Source organism: Sneathiella sp., from assembly GCF_036844445.1.
Taxonomy (GTDB): domain Bacteria; phylum Pseudomonadota; class Alphaproteobacteria; order Sneathiellales; family Sneathiellaceae; genus Sneathiella.
The window spans coordinates 257,235-281,378 of the sequence record NZ_DAIUFV010000002.1; the positions used below are offsets into that span (position 1 = coordinate 257,235).

The 24,144-nt window shown below is 60.5% G+C and carries 24 protein-coding genes; 15 read left to right on the forward strand and 9 right to left on the reverse strand.

The annotated features are described in order from the left end of the window. Positions 1-1,803: a hypothetical protein gene (locus V7Z56_RS04570; protein ID WP_334128178.1), complete on the reverse strand. Its 1,803-nt coding sequence runs from the start codon at positions 1,801-1,803 to the stop codon at positions 1-3. Next, entirely contained in the window at positions 1,784-1,924 is a 141-nt protein-coding gene (locus V7Z56_RS04575) for a hypothetical protein (protein WP_334128179.1), read from the reverse strand. Before V7Z56_RS04575 ends, V7Z56_RS04570 begins: the two co-directional genes overlap by 20 nt. Before the next feature lie 210 nt (positions 1,925-2,134). Between V7Z56_RS04575 and V7Z56_RS04580 the strand changes: the two genes are divergently transcribed. Genes V7Z56_RS04580 through V7Z56_RS04595 form a run of 4 tightly spaced genes read left to right on the forward strand, consistent with a single transcriptional unit; the run spans position 2,135 to position 6,103 of the window. Next, on the forward strand, positions 2,135-2,737 hold the full coding sequence (locus V7Z56_RS04580) for a shikimate kinase (RefSeq protein WP_334128180.1): 603 nt from the start codon (positions 2,135-2,137) through the stop codon (positions 2,735-2,737). Continuing rightward, positions 2,734-3,873 (forward strand): 3-dehydroquinate synthase, encoded by a 1,140-nt coding sequence (aroB, locus tag V7Z56_RS04585; RefSeq protein ID WP_334128181.1) that lies wholly within the window; start codon positions 2,734-2,736, stop codon positions 3,871-3,873. Before V7Z56_RS04580 ends, aroB begins: the two co-directional genes overlap by 4 nt. Positions 3,874-3,911: 38 nt before the next feature. Next, the gene (locus tag V7Z56_RS04590; RefSeq protein WP_334128182.1) at positions 3,912-5,189 is read left to right on the forward strand and encodes an HlyC/CorC family transporter; all 1,278 of its coding nucleotides are present in this window, start codon (positions 3,912-3,914) and stop codon (positions 5,187-5,189) included. A gap of 38 nt (positions 5,190-5,227) precedes the next feature. Further along, a complete protein-coding gene (locus V7Z56_RS04595) occupies positions 5,228-6,103 on the forward strand; it encodes an AEC family transporter (RefSeq protein ID WP_334128183.1) in 876 nt (291 codons plus the stop codon). A gap of 3 nt (positions 6,104-6,106) precedes the next feature. Here V7Z56_RS04595 and V7Z56_RS04600 read toward each other — a convergent pair whose 3' ends face one another. Further along, the gene (locus V7Z56_RS04600; RefSeq protein ID WP_334128184.1) at positions 6,107-6,373 is read right to left on the reverse strand and encodes a ribbon-helix-helix domain-containing protein; all 267 of its coding nucleotides are present in this window, start codon (positions 6,371-6,373) and stop codon (positions 6,107-6,109) included. 127 nt (positions 6,374-6,500) lie between these two features. Further along, positions 6,501-6,758 carry a BolA family protein gene (locus tag V7Z56_RS04605; protein WP_334128185.1) on the reverse strand — a complete coding sequence of 86 codons (258 nt, stop codon included), beginning with the start codon at positions 6,756-6,758 and terminating at the stop codon, positions 6,501-6,503. 220 nt (positions 6,759-6,978) lie between these two features. Between V7Z56_RS04605 and V7Z56_RS04610 the strand changes: the two genes are divergently transcribed. Genes V7Z56_RS04610 through cobT form a run of 3 tightly spaced genes read left to right on the forward strand, consistent with a single transcriptional unit; the run spans position 6,979 to position 10,497 of the window. After that, the gene (locus V7Z56_RS04610) at positions 6,979-7,569 is read left to right on the forward strand and encodes a J domain-containing protein (protein WP_334128186.1); all 591 of its coding nucleotides are present in this window, start codon (positions 6,979-6,981) and stop codon (positions 7,567-7,569) included. Between the two features lie 49 nt (positions 7,570-7,618). After that, positions 7,619-8,620 (forward strand): cobaltochelatase subunit CobS, encoded by a 1,002-nt coding sequence (gene cobS / locus V7Z56_RS04615; RefSeq protein ID WP_334128187.1) that lies wholly within the window; start codon positions 7,619-7,621, stop codon positions 8,618-8,620. An 8-nt stretch (positions 8,621-8,628) separates the two neighbouring features. Then, positions 8,629-10,497: a cobaltochelatase subunit CobT gene (gene cobT / locus V7Z56_RS04620; protein WP_334128188.1), complete on the forward strand. Its 1,869-nt coding sequence runs from the start codon at positions 8,629-8,631 to the stop codon at positions 10,495-10,497. A 2-nt stretch (positions 10,498-10,499) separates the two neighbouring features. Here cobT and V7Z56_RS04625 read toward each other — a convergent pair whose 3' ends face one another. The 3 genes from V7Z56_RS04625 to meaB form a co-directional block, all read right to left on the reverse strand. After that, positions 10,500-11,267, reverse strand: coding sequence for a dienelactone hydrolase family protein (locus V7Z56_RS04625; protein WP_334128189.1), 768 nt, complete (start codon positions 11,265-11,267; stop codon positions 10,500-10,502). Between the two features lie 138 nt (positions 11,268-11,405). Beyond that, positions 11,406-11,693 (reverse strand): 50S ribosomal protein L28, encoded by a 288-nt coding sequence (gene rpmB / locus V7Z56_RS04630; protein WP_334128190.1) that lies wholly within the window; start codon positions 11,691-11,693, stop codon positions 11,406-11,408. A gap of 112 nt (positions 11,694-11,805) precedes the next feature. Continuing rightward, entirely contained in the window at positions 11,806-12,798 is a 993-nt protein-coding gene (gene meaB / locus V7Z56_RS04635) for a methylmalonyl Co-A mutase-associated GTPase MeaB (protein WP_334128191.1), read from the reverse strand. Between the two features lie 116 nt (positions 12,799-12,914). Between meaB and V7Z56_RS04640 the strand changes: the two genes are divergently transcribed. Both V7Z56_RS04640 and cdd read left to right on the forward strand, forming a co-directional pair. Further along, the gene (locus V7Z56_RS04640) at positions 12,915-13,916 is read left to right on the forward strand and encodes a proline racemase family protein (RefSeq protein ID WP_443023756.1); all 1,002 of its coding nucleotides are present in this window, start codon (positions 12,915-12,917) and stop codon (positions 13,914-13,916) included. 5 nt (positions 13,917-13,921) lie between these two features. Continuing rightward, complete coding sequence (gene cdd / locus V7Z56_RS04645) at positions 13,922-14,320, forward strand: cytidine deaminase (protein WP_334128193.1); 399 nt, start codon at positions 13,922-13,924, stop codon at positions 14,318-14,320. Here cdd and V7Z56_RS04650 read toward each other — a convergent pair. Both V7Z56_RS04650 and scpA read right to left on the reverse strand, forming a co-directional pair. Next, complete coding sequence (locus V7Z56_RS04650; RefSeq protein ID WP_334128194.1) at positions 14,317-15,363, reverse strand: histone deacetylase family protein; 1,047 nt, start codon at positions 15,361-15,363, stop codon at positions 14,317-14,319. The two genes, cdd and V7Z56_RS04650, sit on opposite strands and share 4 nt — an antisense overlap. A gap of 61 nt (positions 15,364-15,424) precedes the next feature. Further along, complete coding sequence (scpA, locus tag V7Z56_RS04655) at positions 15,425-17,575, reverse strand: methylmalonyl-CoA mutase (protein WP_334128195.1); 2,151 nt, start codon at positions 17,573-17,575, stop codon at positions 15,425-15,427. Between the two features lie 383 nt (positions 17,576-17,958). On the opposite strand from scpA, the gene V7Z56_RS04660 reads away from it, so the two are divergent. The 6 genes from V7Z56_RS04660 (at position 17,959) to V7Z56_RS04685 (ending at position 24,102) form a co-directional block, all read left to right on the forward strand. Continuing rightward, positions 17,959-20,937: a helicase-related protein gene (locus V7Z56_RS04660; RefSeq protein ID WP_334128196.1), complete on the forward strand. Its 2,979-nt coding sequence runs from the start codon at positions 17,959-17,961 to the stop codon at positions 20,935-20,937. A 3-nt stretch (positions 20,938-20,940) separates the two neighbouring features. Next, complete coding sequence (locus V7Z56_RS04665) at positions 20,941-21,351, forward strand: RNA-binding S4 domain-containing protein (protein ID WP_334128197.1); 411 nt, start codon at positions 20,941-20,943, stop codon at positions 21,349-21,351. Between the two features lie 29 nt (positions 21,352-21,380). Then, complete coding sequence (locus V7Z56_RS04670; protein WP_334128198.1) at positions 21,381-21,872, forward strand: hypothetical protein; 492 nt, start codon at positions 21,381-21,383, stop codon at positions 21,870-21,872. Between the two features lie 18 nt (positions 21,873-21,890). Next, the gene (locus tag V7Z56_RS04675) at positions 21,891-22,580 is read left to right on the forward strand and encodes a fumarylacetoacetate hydrolase family protein (protein WP_334128199.1); all 690 of its coding nucleotides are present in this window, start codon (positions 21,891-21,893) and stop codon (positions 22,578-22,580) included. Between the two features lie 120 nt (positions 22,581-22,700). Then, positions 22,701-23,063, forward strand: coding sequence for a hypothetical protein (locus tag V7Z56_RS04680; RefSeq protein WP_334128200.1), 363 nt, complete (start codon positions 22,701-22,703; stop codon positions 23,061-23,063). A gap of 382 nt (positions 23,064-23,445) precedes the next feature. Continuing rightward, positions 23,446-24,102 (forward strand): hypothetical protein, encoded by a 657-nt coding sequence (locus tag V7Z56_RS04685; protein ID WP_334128201.1) that lies wholly within the window; start codon positions 23,446-23,448, stop codon positions 24,100-24,102. Positions 24,103-24,144: the final 42 nt, after the last annotated feature.

Consider the following 24,144-nt stretch of genomic DNA (forward strand, 5'->3'; position numbering starts at 1 on the left):
TCAGAGATTCCGGGCGACCGCTGCCTCAAGCGCGAGCTTTCGTGCCGATGCCTCCAGCCCGACGGACGTGAGCGCCTTCAGCACGGTATAAAGCGTTGGCGTCGAGGCCATTCCCGGCCCCTCCTCGCCAAGGGCGGCAAGCGACAGCGCCACCGTCTCCCCAAGGCGCCCTGCTTCCGCGGCGGCGACAAGGTTCTTCTCGATCACCATATTGGCGTTCCCCGTCCGCGGCGGCTGGCCGATGGCCAGGGCGTCCGTCCAGAGCGATGCCGGCACCGTCTCTCCGAGGGCTTCGAGAATGGCGAGATAAAGCCCGGCGTTATCATTTTGCACCGCGCTTTCGGACTGGCCGAAATCCGTCACATCAAACGTCTCCGCATTCCACCGGGCAATTCCGGGAACGCCCGAGATCAGCATATAGGCAGCGGAGCGGGCAATCAGCCTGCGGGATGTCTCCCGCGCGGCAAAATCGCCTTTCAGGGCGCCGCGCCGGATCATCCGCTCCCACGCGACGGCGTTCTGGACTTCCCCGGTGATGAGCGAGACACGCAGCGCGTTGAGCGCGAAGGCTGCGTCCTCGTCCGAGGGGGAGACCATCAGCATCGGCGGCACCGCAAGGGCCGCCGCCGTCAGGTAACTACTGTCGCGATCACCCGCAGCCCAGATATCGCTGACGATCCGCCGCCGTTCCGCTTCCGGCGTCGTGCTCGTCATCTCGCGGTAAAGCGCGGCGATATTGCCAAGCTCACCCGCCGCATCGCCGCCGCTTTTGAAGGCGCCGTCCCGGATCAGGCCGCGCGGCAGCTCCGGCGCGACACTGCCGACGCCGAGCGAGCGGTAAGCCGCAACAAACCGCTCATCGAGCGGGGCGCCTTCATCATTGGCAAGCGCCCAGAGAAAGGCATAGCCGGCGTTTTCGATGGCCGAAAGCGGCACATCGAGATCTGCCTTTCGCATCATCGCAATGTGCAGGAATGTGAGCGGCTGGTCATTTTCCGGGAGTTTCGCCTTCCCACCTGCGAGACGGTCAAAGAGTGCGACGAACATCGGATCATCCTGCGCCGCCTCACCAAGCAGCGTGAGATTGAGGTCGGCCCGCGCGATATTGCCCGCGGCAAGGCTGCAGAAGATATCGGTCTTGGCCCAGAAATTGTCCGCGGTCTCGACCTGCCGGCTGCTGATTCGCTGGCACGCCGTCTCATCGGCGCCGCGCAGGAGATCAAGCTCGATGGCGGTCCGCTCGAGCGACGGGGTCATGTCCGCGGCCGGGAGACGCGCAAGCAGCTCCGCCGCGTCGGTGACGAGACCCGCTTCCACCAGCCTGTCTAGCCGGAGCGCCAGCAAGGCCGCCGGATCCTGCAACCCGTCGGGCATGATTGCCGCGCTCAGCAGCAGGCGGCGGTAAAGCTGCTGCATTTCTGGGGAGGCGACCGGGATCGGAAGCTGACGGATCAACGACGTAATGCGCGTTGGCGCTGTGCCGCGCCACATCAGGCTGTCGAAACCGCCATCGGCCTCGGAGAGCGTGCCGACTGTCGCCGGGCCGATATTGCGAAGCGACTGGATCACGACCGCGCCCGTGACGCCCGGCCCTTCCAGCACGTTTTTCGCGGGCGCTCTCTCGGCCGGGACGCTCGGGGCGGCGCTGCCGGTTGCGGCGCGCTCTTCGGTCGTTTGACCGAGCGGCGGCGGCACGAGGCTGAGCGGCTTGCCCTGCGCCGCGGCGAACGGCGTCGGCAGCGCAAGACCGAGGAACAGCGGCAGCGTCAGAAGCAGTCCGGCCTTATTTCGGGAACTGGTCATTGGGAATAACCTTCTCGACCTGAGCCGACGGCGCCGGAATGTCCCAGGCGGACAGAAATACGCCACCGCCGATGACCACCGCGGCAACCAGAAAAAGCAGAAAAAGAGCAAACTTCGACATGGCAGATCACTGTATCCGGATACGCGTCACCAAAAGTTGGTGATAGTTGGTAAAACTGTTGCTATTAAATGCGTTCAGTTGTGACTATGTTAAAAATCAGATTTTATTGATTACCACGGTTCGGCAAATTACATCAATAACCTTCCGGGAAAGTTATTGTGATCCGGCTCCGACCCGGGATCATTTGTCAGATCGTTGAAAAGTGGCGGAATGAATAGAAAAGCAGAAACCGGCGGTGGCGATGCCGCGACGGTTGTTGAGACGGAAAACCGGACCATCGTGCTGGTCGGATTGATGGGGGCCGGAAAAAGCTCGATCGGCCGGCGTCTTGCCGCCGCGCTCGATCTGCCGTTTCGCGATGCCGATACGGAAATCGAGACGGCCTCGAACATGTCCATCCCGGAGTTCTTTGAGACCCACGGCGAGGCCGCCTTTCGCGAGGGCGAACGCAAAGTGATCGCCCGCCTGCTGGATGAGCCGCGTCACGTGCTGGCGACGGGCGGCGGGGCGTTCATGGCCCCTGATACGCGCCGGGTGATCGCCGAGAAAGGCCGCTCGATCTGGCTTCGCGCGGATCTCGATGTCATTTACAAGCGCTGCATGAAGCGAAACAACAGGCCGCTGCTCAAGACCGGCGATCCGAAGAAGACCCTGCAAAGGCTGATGGACGAACGTTACCCTGTCTATGCGGAGGCCGACATCACCATCGACAGCGGCGATGGCCCGCATGAAATCGTTGTCGACAAGATCATCGCAGCGCTTGCGGCGTGCGAATCGAACAGCCACATCCCAGATAATACCGGAAAAAGATGACCCCCTCTTCCCCTGACCCCGACCCTCTGTCCGCGCGCGTTTCTGTCTCTCTCGGCGCGCGCTCCTATGATATCGTGATCGACGGCGGCCTGCTTGATCGGGCCGACGGCCATATCAGAAAGGTGCTGCGCAATCCGCGCGTTGCAATCGTGACCGATGAAACGGTGGCGGAGCTGCATCTGCAAACGCTCAAGAATGCCCTCGACCGCGCCGGCGTCGACAGCCGAAGCTTTGTCTTTCCCCCCGGAGAAGGCAGCAAAAACATCGCGACCTACGCCGAACTGATGGACGATCTGCTCGACGCCCGCCTGCAGCGCGATGAAGCGCTGATTGCGCTTGGCGGCGGGGTGATCGGGGATCTTACGGGCTTCGCGGCCGCAACCCTGCGCCGCGGCGTTGATTTTATCCAGATCCCGACGACGCTTCTGTCGCAGGTCGACAGCTCTGTCGGCGGCAAGACCGGCATCAACGCGCCGCAGGGCAAAAACCTGATCGGTGCGTTCTACCAGCCGCGCCTGGTTCTTGCCGATATTTCGCTCCTCGACACCCTGCCGCCGCGCGAGCTGCTCGCCGGATACGCTGAAGTCGTGAAATACGGCCTGCTTGGCGATTACGCGTTTTTCGAATGGCTGGAAGTGAACGGGCGGAAGGTCATCGAAGGCGATACGGCCGCGCGCATCCATGCCGTCGAACAAAGCGTCAGGGCCAAGGCCCGCATTGTCGCCGAGGATGAACGGGAAGGCGGCGTCCGGGCGCTGCTCAACCTTGGGCATACCTTCGGCCATGCGCTGGAAGCCGAAAGCCGCTACGGGCCGCATCTCAACCATGGGGAAGCCGTTGCGATCGGCATGATCATGGCGGCGGATCTGTCGGTAAAACTCAACCTGATGAAGCCGCAGGAAAGTCAGCGCATCCGCGCGCATTTTGAGGCTGTCGGCCTCCCAACCACCGTGCCGGCCATTGCGGGCGTCAACTGGACAGCCGAAGCGCTTCTCGGTCACATGCGCCAGGACAAGAAGATCAGCGGCGGCAAGATCACCCTTATTCTGATGAAAGGTATCGGCGCGGCCTTCAGCTCCCATGATGTGGCGGATGCGGATATTCTCGCCGTGCTGGAACAGGCGTTGATACGCTAACCGATGCAGTCCCGAATGGAGGCGCAGGAACTACGGAAATGAATATTGCTCTCATTCTTTCGTCGATCGCGATTTTTGTTCTGTTGGCGCTATCGGCTTTTTTCTCGGCATCGGAAACCGCGCTTACGGCGGCATCGCGCGCCCGCCTGCATCAGATGGCGCAGGCCGGCAACAAACGGGCGACGATCGTTAACCGGCTGCGCGATCACAGCGCCCGGCTGATCAGCGCCCTCCTTCTTGGCAACAACCTCGTCAATATTCTCGCCTCTGCGCTCGCGACCAGCATCTTCATCACGCTGTTCGGTGACATTGGCGTTGCCTACGCAACGGCGATCATGACCGCTCTCATCGTCGTCTTCTCGGAAGTGATGCCGAAAACCATTGCGCTGCGGCGCGCCGTGCCGGTATCGCTTTTTGTCGGTCCGCTACTGCCGCCTATCGTTGCCCTGTTCGCGCCCGCCGTCGCGATCGTCAATTTCATCGTCGGTTCGACGTTGAAACTTCTCGGCATGGGCCGCGAGGAGGCGGATGCGGCTCGCGTTAGCGATGCGGCGCAGGACGAACTGCGCGGCGCAATCGAGCTGCATTCGGAAGACGCCGGCATCATCCGGCATGAGCGGCAGATGCTCGACACCATCATGGATATGGACGAGGTTGAGCTCGGCGATATCATGATTCACCGCAAGAATATGGAAATGGTCGATTGCTCGAAACCGATGCGCGAGATTATCGATCAGGTACTTGGCAGCCCCTATACGCGGCTGCCGCTCTGGAAGGAAAACACCGAAAATATCATCGGCATCATTCACGCAAAGGATCTGCTGCGCGCCCTCATTCCGCTGAACGGCGAATATGAGAAGGTCGATATCGAGGCACTTGCCGCTGAACCCTGGTTCGTGCCCGAAACGACGACGCTGCGCAACCAGCTGAATGCCTTTCTCACCCGCAAGACCCATTTTGCCCTTGTCGTTGATGAATATGGCGCGCTGATGGGGCTGGTGACGCTTGAGGATATTCTCGAGGAAATCGTCGGCAGCATCGAAGATGAGCATGACCTCGCGGCAATCGATGTGCGCAGCGGCAAGGACGGAAGTATCATTACCCGCGGCGAGGTGACAATCCGCGACCTGAACCGTCACTTCAACTGGTCGCTTCCCGATGAAGAGGCGGCCACGATCGCCGGGCTGATTATTCACGAAGCGCAGATCATTCCGGATGTCGGGCAGGCCTTCATCTTCTACGGCCACCGCTTCGAGATCACAAAAAAGGAACATAACCAGATTACCGAACTCAAGATCACGCCCGTTGAACATTAGGGGTCTGACGGGATCTGCCCGACGGGGACGCAGGGGCCATGTATGAAATTCTCCTGAACATCATCGCCCCGGTCGTCGGGACGGCGGGGCTCGGCTATTTCTGGGCAAGAACGGGACGCGTCTTTCACACCGAGACGGTCACCGCCATCGTGACCAATATCGGTGCCCCAATGCTGATTTTCTCGACGCTGGCCGGGCTTGAGATGGCGCTCGGGAGCTTCCTTGAGTTTGCCTTTCTCGCGTTTCTCGCGGCCGTCCTCTTCGGCGCCGTGGGCCTGCTTGTCCTCTGGCTCTGCCGCCTCGATATCCGCGACTACCTGCCCGGCATCATGTTTCCGAATGTTGGCAACATGGGCCTGCCGCTTTGCATGTTCGCGTTTGGCGAAGCTGGGCTTGCGCTTGGCATCGCTTTTTTTACCGTCTTCTCGACGCTGCAGTTCACGGTCGGCATCTGGCTCTCATCGGGGACGACATCGCTTGCGCAACTCCTCCGCACGCCGCTGATCTACGCGGTTGTTATCGGCCTTGGTGTCAAGGCGCTCGGCATTTCGATTCCCCTTTCGATCATGAATACCACGTCCCTGATCGGGAGCCTGACCATCCCCCTGATGCTGTTTGCGCTGGGTGTCAGCCTTGCCGGGCTGTCGCTCCGTCATATCCCGCTTGCGACGGGTCTTTCGCTGCTTCGCCTGATGCTCGGCTTTGCCGTCGGATATGCGCTTGCCACGCTGTTCGCACTCGACGGCATTGCCCGCGGGGTGTTTATTCTCGAATGCTGCATGCCGGTCGCGGTTTTCAACTATCTCTTCTCGCTTCGCTATCACCGGGCGCACAGCCATGTGGCGGGGATGGTGCTGATTTCGACGCTCCTCTCCTTCGCTACCCTCCCCGTCCTGCTGCTCTACCTGCTGTGAAGATCAGGCATCCGGCCGCTGGTCGCGATCGAGATAGTGGCTGAGGATCGCGGAGCGGATACGCGAGGTGCGCGAGTGCTCGCGGCGGTTTGCATCCCTGTCGGCGCGGCAACAGAATTCGTTGATCGAAATACTTTCCCGCGCGCAGATATTTTTAAGGGCGGCCCATTCGATCTGTTCCAGCCGGATGCTGGTGCGATGGGGCTGCCCCGAGCTCGGGTCGATGATGGAAATATTCCGGTTTACAAGGGTTTGGCTTTCCTGCGGCATGACGCCCTCCTGCTATGCTCTTATAAGTTGCCGTTAGCAATATTGTACTATCGAAAAGAGCATATAGGCGCGCAGATAATCAGTTCAACAACCCATGGTTAAATTTTTTTTGAAAACGACAACCTATCTAGTCGCGCACTGTCAGAACAAGCGCATGCACCCTGTTCTCGAGATCCTCGGCAAGAACACTGTAGACAGCCCGCTGGCGGGCAACGCGGGACATTCCGGCAAAGGCATCGGCGGCGATATTGACCCGGAAGTGACTTTCCCCCTCCGGATGCGAACCCGCGTGACCGATATGCAGATGCGATTCGTCGACGATTTCCAGCTCGCGGGGCGAAAAGGCTTCGGTCAGCTTGCGCTCGATGGTCTTGGCAACGGACATTCCGGAAAATCCCTCCTGAGATTGCTTGATCAGTGATAGGGCGATCCTGCCATAAAGTTTCATGGCTGCCCAGATCTCCCTCCCCTTCACCGCGATTAATATAGCGCCGGCGGCGACGCTTTTCCTTTCTGATGCGGCATTGACACCCGAAATTGTCAAAAAGATGCGGTTTTTCGCTTCCAGCCTTGCTACCGTCCTGCCGGATATCCATAATATGATTATGTCCAGAACGCGGAAGAGATCCCTCGACGATATATTCGCCGGGAAGACGCAGAAGCAATGCGCGCATGCCGACTGTAGCGAAGCCGGGGAATTCCGCGCGCCCAAAACCCGGATGCTCGACCGCGGCGGACCGGAGGATTACCAGTGGTTCTGCCTTGTCCATATTCGCGAATTCAACAAGGCGTGGAACTTCTTTGCCGGGATGTCGGATGAGGAGATCCTCCGCTACCGCACGCAGGATATCACCGGGCACCGGCCGACCTGGAAACTCGGATCCCGAACGGCGACGTTGCGCGCCGATCACAGCTATCACGATCCGTTCAATCTTCGCGAGGAGATGGCGGGAGTTCGGACGGAGAACGGGAGTGCGGAGACGAAATCACGGGTCTCGCTCGATCCCAAAGCGCGCGCAGCACTTGCCACACTCAACCTCGAACCGGGCAGCAGCCTTGAGCAGATAAAGCGGCGGCACAAGGAGCTGGCAAAGAAATATCATCCCGATATACGCGGCGGCGATAAAAAGGCCGAAGAAATTCTAAAAAACATCAATCAGGCCTATACACACCTGCGAAGTTGCGCTAACTCGTAAGGTTCGCCCGTAAAAGAAATACCACAATTTGTGATACGGAATTGTACTTATGAAGTCCTTAGAACTTGCCGGCGATACCCCGGAATTGAAAATTGATATGCCCGACATTACGGTATCGGTGCGGGAAGTCTTCAAGATCGACAGCGATATGCAGGTCCCTGCGTTCAGCGTCCGCACCGATCGCGTGCCGGATCTGGATCCGACCTATGTCTTCGATCACAACACAACCCTCGCCATCCTTGCGGGCTTCGCGTTCAACCGGCGCGTTATGGTGCAGGGTTATCACGGGACGGGCAAGTCAACGCATATCGAACAGGTCGCGGCGCGTCTTAACTGGCCCTGCGTCCGCATCAACCTCGACAGCCACATCTCGCGTATCGATCTTGTCGGCAAGGACGCCATCGTGCTGCGCGACGGCAAGCAGGTAACGGAATTCCGCGAAGGCATCCTCCCCTGGGCGCTGCAGTCGCCGGTTGCCATCGTCTTTGACGAGTATGACGCCGGCCGCCCCGATGTGATGTTCGTGATCCAGCGCGTGCTGGAAGTCGAAGGCAAGCTCACGCTGCTCGACCAGAACCGCGTCATTCGCCCGCATCCGGCATTCCGCATGTTCGCAACCACGAATACCGTCGGCCTCGGTGACACGACGGGTCTTTATCACGGCACGCAGCAGCTCAACCAGGGCCAGATGGACCGCTGGAATATCGTGACCACGCTCAACTATCTGCCGGAAGATGTGGAGAATGAGATCGTGCTCGCCAAAGTCCCGAGCTATGACACTGAAAAGGGACGCAAGATCATTCGGTCCATGATCGCCTGCGCGGAACTCAGCCGCGCCGGTTTCATCGCCGGCGATATCTCCACCGTGATGAGCCCGCGAACGGTGATTACCTGGGCGCAGAATGCCGAGATTTTTGGCGATATCGGCTTTGCCTTCCGCGTGACGTTCCTGAACAAATGCGACGAGATGGAGCGACCGCTCGTTGCGGAATATTACCAGCGCAGCTTCGGCGAGGAATTGCCTGAGTCGGCTGTCAACATCGTCGCCTAAGCAACGCCGTGGCCTTTATCAAAAATAAGGAATCGGCGGCCGAGCCTTTCAAGCGCGCCGTCACTGCAACGATGCGGGCGATGGCGCAGGAGAAAGAGTTACAGGTAACCTACGGTAACGATGCGCCGGGGCTAACCGGCGACCGCGCCCGTCTGCCCAACCCGGCGAGAGACCTGCCGATCGAGGATGTCCGGCTGGTGCGCGGCATTGCCGACAGCCTCGCGCTCAGCAAGCGCTACCACGATAAAAGCCTCCATACCCGCTACGCCCCGGAAGGGGGCGAGGCCCGTGCGGTCTTTGACGCCATCGAGCAGGCGCGCGTCGAAGCCATTGGCGCCGCGCGGATGAAAGGCGTTGCCGATAACCTGTTCAACCGGCTGGACAGTCACTGCCGGGAAAGCGGTTTTGCTCATGTCAGCGACAAAGCCGATGCCCCGATCGCCGAGGTGATGGGGCTGCTCGCCCGCGAAAAAATCGCCGGGATCCCCATCCCCGAGAGCGCGAAGGCGATGGTTGATCTGTGGCGTGCCGAGATCGAAGAGAAAAGCGGCGATGATTTCACCGAGCTGCTGGATGCCATTCGCGATCAGAAAGAATTTGCGAGCGCGGCCCGCAAGCTGCTGCGCGATCTTGACCTGATCGACGATGCCGAAGGCGAATTTTCGGACAGCGACGATAACGCCGACGGGGATCAGGGCGAGCAACAGCCGGAAGCCGAAAGCGGCAGCGGCGAAGGCGAGGACGAATCCCAGGACGCAAGCGCCGCGGAGGACGCCAGCTCCCAGGAAGGGGCGGGCGAGGACGGCACCGATACCGACGCCGGCGAAAGCGCCGATATGGAGGCGACGAGCACCGGCGATGAGGCCGGTCGCGACCGCCGCCCCGTCTATCCGGACGATTTCCGCAATGCGCCACAGGCCGCCGCGTATAAATCCTATACCACCGAGTTCGACGAGGTTGTCCAGGCGGGCGATCTGTGCGAGCCGGCGGAGCTTGCGCGCCTGCGTCATCAGCTCGATCAGCAGATGACCAATCTGCACAGCCTGATCAGCAAGCTTGCCAACCGGTTGCAGCGCAAGCTGCAGGCACAGCAGAACCGCGCCTGGGAATTTGACCTCGATGAAGGCATTCTTGATGCGGCCCGGCTCTCACGCGTCGTGATCGACCCGCAGTTGCCGCTTTCCTTCAAGATCGAGAAGGACACGGATTTCCGCGACACCGTCGTCACCTTGCTGATCGACAATTCCGGCTCGATGCGCGGGCGGCCCATTTCGGTTGCCGCGATGTGCGCCGATGTTCTCGCCCGCACGCTTGAGCGCTGTTCGGTCAAGGTCGAGATCCTCGGCTTCACGACCCGCGCCTGGAAAGGCGGACAATCGCGCGAGAAATGGCTGGAAGAGGGCAAGATGGCGAACCCCGGCCGCCTCAATGACCTTCGCCATATCGTCTATAAATCTGCCGATTATCCCTATCGCCGCGCCCGCCAGTCGCTCGGCCTGATGCTGCGCGAGGGGCTGCTGAAGGAGAATATCGACGGCGAAGGCCTGCTCTGGGCGCACAATCGCCTGCTCGGCCGGCCCGAGCTGCGGCGCATCCTGATGGTGATTTCAGACGGCGCGCCAGTCGATGACAGTACCCTTTCCGTCAACCCCGGCAACTATCTCGACAAGCACTTGCGCGATGTGATCCAGTGGATCGAGACGCGCTCTTCCGTCGAACTGATCGCCATCGGCATCGGCCATGACGTGACCCGCTACTATCAGCAGGCCGTCACCATCATCGACGCCGAGCAGCTTGGCGGCGTGATGATGGAACAGCTTGCGGATCTGTTTGACGAGAATAAGCCCTCGCAGCGCGCGCGTGGCGATCGCTGGTAGGATCAGGCCGTCAGGTTCTTCTGTAGAAATGCGAGGCTGCGCGACCAGGCAAGTTGCGCGTCCTCCCTGTCATAGCGCCCGCCGGACGGGTTGGCGAAGGCGTGATCGGCATCATACCAATAGACTTCCGGCGCGGGCTGTCCGGCAAGCTTCATCTGCTCAATGAAGCCATCGACCATTTCCTTGTTGATCCATTTATCCTGCTCCGCGAAATGACCCAGGACCGGGCCTTTCAGGGCCTTCAACGCCTCCGCGTCGCGGGCAACGCTGCCATAGTAGACAATCGTCGCCTCAACCGGCGTTGCGATGGCCGCATTCAATGCCCAACCGCCGCCAAAGCACCAGCCGACCGTGCCGACATAATCCGTTGTCCGCTCATTCTCGCGCAGCCAGGAAACCCATGTCTGCAGGGTCTCCGTCGCGACTTCGGGCTTGACCGCCTTCATATACTGCCCCGCGTCATCGGGCGTCGAGGCGACGTTGCCGCCATAAAGATCAACGGCAAGCGCAACATAGCCCTCCCGCGCAAGCTCGACCGCAACGGACTTGATCTGGTCATTCAGTCCCCACCATTCATGGACAAGCAGAACGGCCGGCGCTGATTTTGCTTCCGGGTAGGCGACGGCGGCGCCGACGGTCGATCCGTCTTTGAGCGTCGTGGTGACGTTTTCCGTCGTGGCCGCCGCAGCGCGCGCAAGGAGTGGATCGGCCAGAATTGCCGCGAGCGGCAGCGTCGCCGCGCCCTTTACGATTTCACGTCGTGCATACATTTTTCCCTCCTGTCAGACTGTTGCTAACGCAGTGGGATAAAAATAGAACGCAGTGGGTCGCGAGGCAAACAGGAGAATAAAAAAACGGACGGGAATATCTCCCATCCGTTCTTGAAAAAAGTGATCCGGAGGCCGGCTTTATGCAGCGGCAGCCGCCTTTTTGACTTCGCGCTTCACCCGCTGCGCCTGCGTCGAGAGATTCTCATCGCGGGCCTTCAGCAGAAACTTGTCGAGACCGCCGTTGTGCTCAACAGAGCGGAGCGCTGCTGCCGAAACTTTCAGGCTGAAGGAGCGGCCGAGCGACTCGGACATCAGACGGACTTCTTGCACATTCGGCAAAAACCGGCGACGGGACTTGTTGTTGGCATGGCTGACATTATTGCCTGCCTGAACACCCTTACCTGTCAATTCGCAACGACGTGCCATAGTGAACCTCTTTAACCAAATAAATCGATATGCCGGCGCAAGACGCCGAACGCAAGCCCGCTATTTAAGGAAACCGAGCGGCGGCGTCAAGCATGAAAGGCAGACGCCCGCGCTATTTTCCCAAAAAGATCTTTAGGAGCTCCTCTGCGGCGACCCCCGGCGGGATCCGGGCGGCGCGAACGTCCGCTTCCATGGACTCAAGCCGCGCCGCAACCCCTTTATGCGCCCGAAAGCGCGCCATCAGAGAATCACGAAGCTCCGACCACATCCAGGCGACCGATTGCTCGCGCCGCTGCTCGGCAAGCTCCCCCGCCGCCTCCCGCGCCGTCCGGTAGCTGCCGATAGCTTCCCACAGCTTGTCGATCCCGATACTGTTGATCGCGGAGATCATCAGCACTTTCGGTTTCCAGTGCTTGCTTTTCGGCCGCATCAGTCGGAGGGCGCCCTTATATTCGCCCGCTGCCCGCGCCGCGGCCGGTTTCAGATCGCCGTCCGCCTTGTTGATGACAACGATATCGGCAAGTTCCATAACGCCGCGCTTGATGCCCTGCAACTCATCGCCGCCGCCCGGCGCGAGCAGCAGCAAAAAGATATCCGACATTTCAGCAACCGTCGTCTCTGACTGGCCGACGCCGACCGTTTCGATCAGAACGACGTCGAATCCTGCCGCCTCGGTCAGCAGCATGGCTTCGCGCGTCCGCCGCGCGACGCCGCCGAGCGAGCCGCCGGAAGGTGATGGCCGGATAAAGGCGTTGGGATCGCGCACCAGTTCCTCCATGCGCGTCTTGTCGCCGAGGATCGAGCCGCCGCTCCGCCGCGAGGAGGGATCGATAGGGAGCACCGCGACCTTATGCCCTTCGCCCGTCAACAGCTTGCCGAAACTCTCGATGAAAGTGGATTTGCCAACGCCCGGCGTTCCGGAGATGCCGATGCGGATGGATTTGCCGGTATGCGGCAGGCAGCGATCGAGCAGCGCCTGCGCCATCTTGCGATGATCGGCGCGGATCGATTCCACCAGCGTGATCCCGCGGGCAAGCGCCCGGCGATCTCCCTTCAGCAGCTTCGTGGCAAGATCATCGACATATTCGGCGGATTGTTTTGTCATATCATTCATAGCCTTGGATATCGGAAAATCCCGCGCCTTCGTCAAGCGAATTGAAAGCCCTACCAGATTTTACCGATCCGTCTTATCCTGTTCAGGAAACGAACCGGGAGGACATGATGATCAGCGCTATCCAGACGGTCGACATGCACACAGGCGGTGAACCCTTGCGCATCGTAACGGACGGCGTGCCGGTGCCGGAGGGGGTGACCCTGCTCGAGAAACGTGCGTATTTGCGCGACTCTGCCGATCATTTCCGGAAGTTCCTGATGCTGGAACCACGCGGGCATAAAGACATGTATGGCGCGCTGCTGGTGCCGCCGGATCATCCGGACGCCGATCTCGCCGTCATCTTCATGCATAACGAGGGCTACAGCACCATGTGCGGCCATGCGATCATCGCACTCGGGCGGTATGCGCTCGACTATGGGCTGAAGGTCAAGGAACTGCACGAGACGCCGCTCAATATCCAATGCCCCGCAGGCCTCGTCCGCGCCGTGGTCGAGACACATGAAGGCGTCACCGGCGCCGTCCGCTTCGAGAGCGTACCCGCCTTTGCCTACAAGCTCGGCCAGTTCATCGAGACGCGCGAGTACGGCCCGGTCGAGATTGATATAGGCTATGGCGGCGCCTTTTACGCCATCCTGAATGCGGCAACCCTCGGCCTCGATGTGAAACGCTCCTCGGTCGATGACCTGACGGCGGCGGCCACAATCGTCACGGAAGCCGCCAAGGCGCAAATTCCGATCACGCACCCGGACGCTGCGGATCTCGGCTTTCTCTACGGCACGATCCTGACGGACGGCAAAAGCGGGAAAGAAACCCAGAGCGCCAATGTCTGCGTCTTCGCCGACCGGCAGGTGGATCGAAGCCCCACGGGCTCCGGCATCACGGCGCGCCTTGCCGTCTCCGCTGCCCGCAAGGAAATAGAGCCGGGCGATGTCTGCCAGTTCGAAAGCATTACAGGCGCCATTTTTGACGGCAGGCTTCTGACCGCCACAAAGGTCGGCCCGCATGCCGCCGTCACCGTCGAGGTAAAGGGTCATGCCTATTATTCGGGTACGGCGGAATTCACCTATGAAGATGGTGATCCGCTCGCGGGCGGATTTCTCCTCCGGTGACGATCATGCAAAGAGACGCGCTTAAAAACGCAGCGGAAAAAGCCTTGCTGGCGGCCTACGCCCCTTACTCCGGCTTCAGGGTCGGCGCGGCGGTCCTGACGGCGAGCGGCCGCGTCTACAGCGGCTGCAATGTGGAAAATGCGTCCTACGGCCTCTCCCTCTGCGCCGAGCGGAACGCGATCGCAAACGCCGTCGCGGCGGAAGGCGCAGCGATGACGCTCCGCGCGGTCTATATCACGAACCGGAATGCGGCGGGCGAGGCGGCCCCCTGTTCGCCCTGCGGCGCCTGTCGGCAGGTGATTGCCGAATTTGCCGCCCCCGACGTCCCCGTTCACTATGAGGGGGAGGCGGGCCCCGTCACAAAGACGATCGGCGAGCTATTGCCGGAGAGCTTCAGGCTTTAGCGGGCGCCGCGCGCCTTCTCGAACCCGCCGAGGAAGCTGGCGATATTGGCGCCGAGATAATCGCGGTTATAGCCCCCCTCCTGCACGAGAACGGTCGGGAGGCCAAGGCGGGCGATGGCCGCGGCGATGCGCGAGAAACCCTCCGTGCTGATGGAGAGGCCGATGAGTGGGTCCTTCTCGAAGGCATCGAGCCCGAGCGCGACAAAGATCACATCCGGCGCATAGGCACGAAGCGCGGCGAGCGCATCTTCCAGATACTCAAGATAGGCGTCATCCGCCGTCAGGGGCGGAAGCGGCAGGTTGAGATTGTACCCCTCCCCCGCCCCGCGTCCGCGCTCATGGGCATAGCCTGAGAAGAAGGGATAAAAATCGCTCGGATCGCAGTGAAGCGAGATGGTGAAGACATCGGCTCGCTCGTAGAAAATACCTTGCGTGCCGTTGCCGTGATGCACATCGACGTCGAGAATGGCGACGCGGGAGACCTCGCGCCGTGCATAGTCGGCGGCGATGGCAATGTTATTGAGGAAACAGAAGCCGCCAGCCTGATCCTTGAACGCATGATGCCCGGGCGGGCGGCAGAGCGCGTAAGAGGCACGCGCCTCCCCGGGCAGCCCGTCCAGCACATGGCGCGTTGCCGTCACCGCGACATTGCTTGCCGCAACCGCCGCCTCCCATGTCCGGGGGCCGACGGGGGCGGAAAGATCGGTGGTGTAGTGGCCGACCTCGCCGACGATGCCGCTCGGCATCGAGGTCATATGCCTGCCGGGGTGAATGTTGGGGAGCACTTCCTCCCCGCCGAGGCCGCCGGCGATCCAGCGCGCATGGATGGTTTCAAGAAAACGGAGATAGCCGGGCGTATGGACGGCTGCGCGCGGGCCAGGCCCGAAATCCGAGGGCGGGATGATCTCATGCCCCGCCGCGCGAAGGCCGTCTAGTAAGGCCTCGGCGCGCATCGGCACTTCCTGCGGCGCGTGAAAGGTGCCGCCCTTGAAATAGGTTTTCGGATCATGCCAGGCATGATCCGGGCTGTAGATGATTTTCACGGCTCCCTCCCCGCCAGTTCAATCGCTGCTGGTGATCATACAGCGACAGGCGGGGCGTTGGTCAAGCCGCCTTGCGCCGTTTGCGGATCAGATCGAGGACTTTCGCCGCCGCCTCGGGGATATTGCTGCCCGGCCCGAAGATGGCGGCAACACCCGCATCATAGAGCGTCTGATAGTCCTGCGCCGGGATAACGCCGCCGCAGACAACCAGAATGTCCTCGGCGCCCTGCTTTTTCAGCTCGGCGATAATCTGTGGGACCAGGGTCTTGTGACCGGCCGCGAGAGAGGAAATGCCGATGACATGAACGTCATTCTCGATCGCGTCCTGCGCCGCTTCCGCCGGCGTCTGGAAGAGCGGCCCGACATCGACGTCAAAGCCGATATCGGCGAAGGCGGTCGCGACCACCTTGGCGCCGCGGTCATGGCCGTCCTGCCCGACTTTGACGACCAGCATGCGGGGACGGCGTCCCTCTTCAGCCGTGAAGGCCTCGATATCCGCAGCAATCTTCATGAACCCCTGATCTCCTTCGTAAGCGGCGCCGTAGACACCGGAAATCGAGCGGATTTCCGCCCGGTGACGGGTAAAGACCTTTTCCATCGCATCGGAAATCTCGCCAACCGTCGCCCGCGCCCGCGCCGCATTGACGCTGAGCTCCAGCAGGTTAGCGTTGCCTTCGGCGCCTTTGGTGAGGGCATCGAGCGCCGCCTGACAGGCCGCCTCATCGCGGTTTGCGCGGACTTTCTCAAGACGGGCGACCTGCTGGCGCAGCACTTCGGTGTTATCAACGTCGAGAATTTCGATATTGGTGTCGTCCTTCTCAAGCCGGTATTTGTTGACGCCGACGATGACTTCCTCGCCGCGGTCGATGCGGGCCTGACGGCGCGCTGCCGATTCCTCAATACGGAGCTTCGGCATGCCACTTTCGACCGCCTTGGTCATGCCGCCCATTTCCTCGACCTCCTCGATCAGCTTCCAAGCCTCTTCAACCAGTGAATTGGTCAGGCTTTCGACATAATAGCTGCCGCCGAGCGGATCGATAACGTGGGGGACGCCGGTTTCCTCGGCAAGGATGAGCTGGGTGTTGCGGGCAATGCGGGCCGAGAAATCGGTCGGCAGCGCAATCGCTTCATCGAGTGCGTTGGTATGCAGGCTCTGCGTCCCGCCAAGAACAGCGGCCATCGCCTCATAGGCCGTGCGGATCACGTTGTTATAGGGATCCTGCTCGGTCAGGCTGACGCCCGAGGTCTGACAGTGGGTGCGCAGCATGAGTGAGGCTTCGTTCTTCGGCTCGAACTCCTTGATCATGCGGGCCCAGAGGATACGGGCGGCGCGCAGCTTCGCAATTTCCATGAAGAAATTCATGCCGATGGCAAAAAAGAAACTGAGACGCGGCGCGAAATCATCGATCTTGAGGCCGCTCGCCATCGCCGCGCGGGCATATTCCAGACCGTCGGCAAGGGTGAAGGCGAGCTCCTGCACCTGCGTCGCGCCGGCTTCCTGCATGTGATAGCCGGAGATGGAGATGGAGTTGAAGCGCGGCATCTTGGCGGAGGTGTAGCCAATGATATCGCCAATAATCCGCATGCTGGGGGCCGGCGGATAGATATAGGTGTTGCGGACCATGAACTCCTTCAGAATGTCGTTCTGAATGGTCCCGGCGAGCTTGTCGGGTGTGACCCCCTGCTCTTCGGCGGCGACGATATAGTTCGCCATGATCGGCAGTACCGCGCCGTTCATCGTCATGGAAACAGACATCTGGTCGAGCGGAATACCGTCAAAGAGGATTTTCATATCCTCGACGCTGTCGATGGCGACGCCCGCCTTCCCGACGTCGCCGACAACACGCGGATGATCCGAATCATAGCCGCGGTGGGTAGCAAGATCAAAGGCGACCGAAAGACCCTTCTGGCCGGCGGCAAGGTTGCGCCGGTAAAAAGCGTTCGATTCCTCGGCGGTCGAGAAACCGGCATACTGGCGAATCGTCCATGGGCGGTTGGCATACATGGTGGCGCGTACGCCGCGCTTGAACGGCGCAACGCCCGGCAGATCGTCCGCAAGATCGAGATCCGCGACGTCGGCAGGGGTATAAAGCGGCTTGACCGTGATTCCTTCGGGCGTTTCCCAGTTCAGCTCGTCAACCTTGCGGCCACGCAGCTCCTTCTCTGCCAGCTTTTCCCAATCCTGCAAAGTCTGCTTCGGAAATTCGCTCATTCTTCTCTTCCACCTTTTTATTCTTCCGCCGCTCTATTGCTGCAAATCGGCGCAACCGCCCGGCCGGATCGGTTTAAATGTAACATAGCGCGGGAGCTATATCATAAAATTTCTCAAAAACCAAACGAGCGTTAGCTTGAGAAATCGCCCGTCGTCCGCCCTTTTTCTCCGCAATTTTCTGGACATTTGCCACAACAATATTGAACATTGCGAGCGCGTGCTCCGGATATTTTCAATTTTTTGTCCGGCGGGCGCGATATTTTCGTCATAATCTCCATATAGGGGACAGGATCAGCGCCGAAATACGCCGCATTTTCCGGTATGGCTGAATTCAGACGAGATGCTAGTTGAGGCGACGCCTCCACTAACGGAGTTGATAAGGAATGCACCCCGGCAACATATCTCCTCGATCATTCAAGGCCAGTCCCGTCACCGCCATCCTCGGACCGACCAATACCGGCAAGACCCATCTCGCGGTCGAGCGGATGATGGGGCATCGCGACGGCGTGATCGGCCTGCCGCTCCGCCTGCTCGCCCGTGAGGTCTATGAGCGGGTCGTCGCGGTGAAGGGCGCGGCCAATGTCGCGCTGGTGACGGGGGAGGAGAAGATCATCCCCTCGCAGGCCGCTTACTTTATCTGCACGGTCGAGGCGATGCCGCTCGATCGCGGCTTTGAGTTTCTCGCAGTCGATGAAATCCAGCTCGCCGAGGATCCGGAGCGCGGCCACATCTTTACCGACCGCCTGTTATACGCGCGCGGACGGGAAGAGACGCTGTTCCTGGGCGCGGAAACCATTCGCCCGTGGATCAAGCGGCTGATCCCGGATGCGTCCTTCATCACCCGCCCGCGCTTTTCCAAGCTGACTTACCGGGGGCCCAAGAAAATCTCCCGCCTCAAGCCGCGCACGGCCATCGTCGCCTTCTCGGCGAGCGATGTCTATGCGATCGCCGAGCTGGTGCGGCGCTATCGCGGCGGCGCCGCCATCGTGATGGGTAATCTCTCGCCGCGCACGCGGAATGCGCAAGTGGCCCTCTACCAGTCGGGCGATGTGGATTACCTCGTCGCGACGGACGCCATCGGCATGGGGCTCAATATGGATATCGAGCATGTCGCCTTTGCCGGCACGGTGAAATATGACGGCGCCCTGTCGCGGCGGCTTTATCCGGCGGAATTCGCGCAGATTGCCGGCCGGGCCGGGCGTCACATGAACAACGGCAGCTTCGGCACCACGGCGAATGTGGAACCGTTGGAAGCGGAGCTGATCGAAAAAATCGAGAATCACGAGTTCGATCCGGTCCGCAATATCCGCTGGCGCAACCACGCGCTCGATTTCGCGACGACGCGCGATCTCCTCCGCTCGCTCGAGAAACTGCCCACGGTTGACGGCATGATCTCGCCGCGCGATCCCGATGACTATAACGCGTTCAAATCCCTGATCCGGGACGAGGAAGTCAGCCGCCATTCACAATCCCTCCGCCAGGTGCGTCAGCTCTGGCAGGTCTGCCAGGTGCCGGATTTCAGAAAAACCATGCATGACGTGCATGTCCGGCTGCTTCGGGAGATATTCCTTCATCTACAGGGAAAACGCGGAAAACTGCCGACTGACTGGGTTGCCGGGCATCTTAAAAGCCTCGATAAAATTGATGGGGATATCGACACCCTCGCAACCCGTATTGCTCATACGCGGACTTGGACGTATATTTCCCACGTTTCGGAATGGATTGACGATTGCCGGTACTGGCAGGATGCGGCCCGTGCCATCGAAGATAAACTTTCAGACGCTCTGCATGAGCGGCTGACCCAGAGATTTGTAGATCGCCGCACTGCGATGCTGGTGCGTAAACTGAAAGACAGAAGTCACTTGGAAGCACAGATTAACGAAGCCGGAGAGGTCCATGTTGAAGGACATTATCTGGGCACCCTGAAAGGGCTGCGATTCACTGCCGACACCAGCCTCAATAACACGGAAGCAAGAACCCTCCGAAATGCCGGAAACAAGGCGGTCGCCGCCGAGATCGCGGCGCGCGCGGCCCGTCTCGCCGGGGCGGAGGATGCGGAACTCTCTCTCGATCCCGAAGGAAAGATCGTCTGGCAGGAGACACCGGTTGCAAGCCTCGCCAAGGGCGACAGCATCCTGAAGCCGAAGATTGTCCTGCTCGCCAGTGAGCAGTTGAACGGCCCGGCGCAGGAAGCGGTGATGCGGCGCCTGAATGAATGGCTCGCAAAGACGATCGAGACCCGGCTGAAGCCGCTGGTGCAGCTCGAATCCCTGCCGCTGCCGGCGCCGGCGCGCGGAATCGCCTTCCAGCTCAGTGAAAATCTCGGCGCCATCCAGCGCTACAAGCTCAACGACCAGATTCGCCTGCTCGATAAAAAGGATTACGGGCGGCTCAAATTCGGCGGCATTCGCGTCGGCTATGAGCATGTCTTTATGCCGATCCTGCTGAAGCCCGATCCGACGGCGCTCCGCTGCCTGTTGTGGGCGATCTATCACGAGCGGCGCGAAATACCGCCGGCACCGCCCGCCGGCCGCGTCTCGTTCGAGATCGACGGCAAGCTGCCCTGGACCTTCTATATGACGGCGGGATACGCGGTATTTGACAAGCTCGCCGTCCGTCTCGATATGCTGGACCGGCTCGCCAATCTTCTTCGCCGCGCATCAAGGGGACTGCTGGAAACGCCGGCCTCTCCGGCTCCCGCAGGTGCAGCGCCGGACGTTGCCTCCGCGGACAGTCCCACTCCCGCAGCGCAAAGCGCTAATGAGGAAACCGCCGCCTCCGCCGACGCGACTGCGCCGGACACGCCCCCTTCGCCCGATGTTGCTGCCGAGCCTGCGCTGGAGGTATCGCTGGAAACGGCGGCCCCTGCAGCGGAGGATATAACGCCCCCGGCCGAAGAAGCGTCCGGCGCCCCGCTTGACGCGATAGAGGCAGAGACGGAAATCTCAGCCGGCGAGATTGATGGCGCGGCTGACGCCACGGGCGAGCGCGAAGAGGCGGCAGCTACGGCGGCTTCGGAGACTAGCGACAGGAAAAAAGACCTGCCGCGCAATCTTCCCTTCCGGCCGACCCATGAAATGCTCTCGCTCGTCGGCACCACGCGTGAGCAGTTCGCGCTTATTCTCGACAAGCTCGGATATGTCGCGGAGGGCGAGGGCGATGACATCACCTATCGCAAGAAATCCTTCCGCAAGAAGGCGCGCGGACCGAAGCCGCAGGCAGAGCGCACGCAGAAAGCTGCGGCGCCCGACATCAAGAAAGCCAAAGGAAAGCGCCCTGAACCGAAGCGCCCGCAAGTGAAGGAAAAGGAAATCGATCCCGATTCGCCCTTTGCGATCCTGAAGACGCTCGGCAAAAAATAATCAATGACCAGCGATACCGGCACGGAATCTTCGGACAGCATTCGCGTCGATAAATGGCTCTGGTATGCGCGGTTCTTTAAAAGCCGCTCCCTTGCGGCAAAGGTCGTGCAGTCGCGCAAGCTTCGCATCAACAGCGTCATCGTGACGAAGGCGAGCGCGGTGGTCAAGGCGGCGGATGTGCTGACCTTCGCGCAAGGAAAACATATCCGCGTCGTCCGCCTGCTGGATATCGGAACCCGCCGCGGCCCGGCGACGGAAGCCCGCACGCTCTATGAAGACCTCGCGCCGATCGAGCGAAAGGAGGCAGACCCTGCCGCGCCTGCCCCCGTTGCAGTGCGCGATGCCGGCGCAGGGCGGCCGACAAAATCTGATCGCCGCGCCCTTGACAAATTGCGCCCGACAATCGACGAATAGAAAACTTACTCCCCATACAGGATATTCAGGTGAAAAGCCAAAACCGCTTCGACAAATTCTTTTCCGCATGGGACGCCGACGGCATCGGCTATTTCAAAGTCGCGCGGGTCTTTTTCTCCGAGACGAAGGACGCCAAGAATCTCGAGGTCATCGCCAAGCGGGCAGCACGGGATATCACCGCGGAAGTCTTCTATGCGTGGAATCTCGACAAGCCGAAAAGCGATGCCTGGTGGCTCGGCTGGGGCGGGTATGATCTTGAGGAGGATATTCCTTTCTTCGCAGCCATGGCGCGACCGGAGGTCGCCGAAAAGCTGGCCGCCTTCGACCCCCGCGATAACGAGTTTGAATGCGCAACGCTCGAAGAATACAAGGAAATACTGTTCAACGCCTATGACGAAGAACTGACCGCCGCGGACCTTCGCCGCGGGTTTCACGATTGGGTTCGCTCCCTCAACAAGACCGCGCAGGAAACGCTCTTGAAGGATCTTCAGAGCTGGCAGAACAACGCTGAAAACCCGTAACCCGCAAGAGGATCTCCCATGCGCTATATCTTTGACCCGCCGCCGCAGACCTCTCTGCCCATTGAGGGGAGCGACGCGCGCTTTCCCGTCCGGCGAATTTTCTGCGTCGGGCGGAACTACGCCGATCACGCCCGGGAGATGGGAAGCGATCCGGATCGCGAACCGCCGTTTTTCTTTACCAAGCCCGCCGACGCCATTCTGGAGAGCGGCGCGCGCATGAGCTATCCGAAGCTGACGCGCAATCTGCATCATGAGCTTGAACTTGTCATCGCGCTCGGCAGGGGCGGTGAGAATATCTCTGCGAGCCGGGCGAGCGCGCATATTTTCGGCTATGCGATCGGTCTCGACATGACCCGCCGCGATCTGCAGGAGGAAGCCAAACAGACACGCCGACCCTGGGACAGCGGTAAAGCGTTCGACCAGTCAGCGCCGTGCGGCGCGCTCACGCCGGCCGATCGTGTCGCCCGCCCCGGCGCGCTGGCGATCAGCCTTCGCATCAATGGCGATGTTCGCCAGTCCGGATCAACCACCGATCTCATCTGGTCGATCGAGGAGGTGATTGCGCATCTTTCCCGCTCTTTCACTCTCGCCCCCGGGGATCTGATCTATAGCGGAACGCCGGCAGGGGTTGGGCCCGTTCTACGTGGCGATCATCTGATTGCCGAGGGAGAGGGGCTGACGCCCCTTGAAATCACGATCGCGAGCTGATCCTCGCCGGGGGCAGCGCATGTGAATTGAATTTCCCCCGCGAGAGAGCTAAATTATCCCGACAGGCGGAAAGTATCCCTGACCGCCGCTTCTTTGGCGAATGTTTATCCGGTAGGAACCATGCGAACCATAACCAGACTGAGCCTTTGCGGACTGCTTTTCGCGTCCCTTGCCTCCTGCGCCGGCAATTCGGACTACCTGCCGAGCCAGATTACCGCCTACGAGCCGGAAGACTGCAAACCGGTCGTCGAGCAGGATCTCGACCGGACCCATATTGACCGGAGCAAGATCTCGGAAATCGTCTATCTGACGCATCATTATGCCGGCGGGGAGATGGGAGACGATTACCGCTACCAGGCGTGGTTGAGCTTCAACAGCTGCACCGGCCATTACGTTCTGGATATGAATAAATACTGCCAGATCGAAAGGCGCTTCACGACGGCGTCCTGCAGAACCGAGGATATCATCGCGGCGAGCAAGTAAGGTCGCCGCATGGCCTCCGCCGGATTCCGGAAATATTAACCATAAGCCGATGACATACTGTGAGATTTTTGCGAAATTTCCCTGCGGGCGCAGTGGACAAGCGTTAATTTTCGCCGCTATTCGGCCCGTTTTACGCCCATTAGAAGAAATTGTATCAATTTTTATTGAAATTAACCATAAAACTTAGATTTTCAGTAGTTTTAGCCATTTTTTCCCGTTAAAATACGCCTCGCAACATAAGCCGCATTTTACGGCGCAAGAACGATTGCTCCCAATCACATTAAGGATGGAACGGGGAAGAGCGCAACAAATGAGCTTTGCTCGACAGAATCCTGGAAAACCTCTCTTCAGTCAGGCCCAAATCGTTTCCGCGCGGGAACGGGTGCTGCTGGCCGAGAACCAGAATTTGCGCAAACGCAACAAGCGGCTGAAGGAAGCGATGCTGACGCTGGTCGAGCGGATCGAGATGCAGTTGCCGCACCTCAAGGATGCCGAAGCCTCGGCCGCCCGCCAGAAGCAGGACCAGTCACGGGAGCGCGCCCGCGACGAAGCGTTCCGCGCCCGCTCGCGCCGCTATCGCACGTCGCCTCCGAAGATGGAAATATTTGAAACCTTCGAGGAGCCGATCGCCTTTGCCGATCCGGCGCCGGAAATGCGCCTTGGCGAGGCTGCCGGCGCGCAGCAATGCCGGGCGAAACAAAGCGCCTCGTCGGCCGGCGCCGCGTCTGCGTCCACGCCAGGGCGGGATTTTCATATCTCGCCCGACCTCGCGCCTGAGGAAATTGACATCCTGAAATCACCAACCCGGGAGCGGATGCGAAGCCGCCCGCTCTATCGCGAGACGGTGGAGGTCGTCGATCTGCACCTTGCGCGGAACGCCGGTCCGGGGGCAACGGAACATTACGAAGCGGGTGAGGCCGCCGCCTCGGACATCCCGGCCTTCGACTTTACCGAAGAGCCGGTGGTTGATATCGATTTTGAACGCAAAGAGTCGCTCCGGGCGGCCATGCGCCGCCGAGCAAACCGCCTGCGCTGGTAATTAGCGGCTGTATCCGCTAGGCTGGGGCGATCGGCGCAAGCG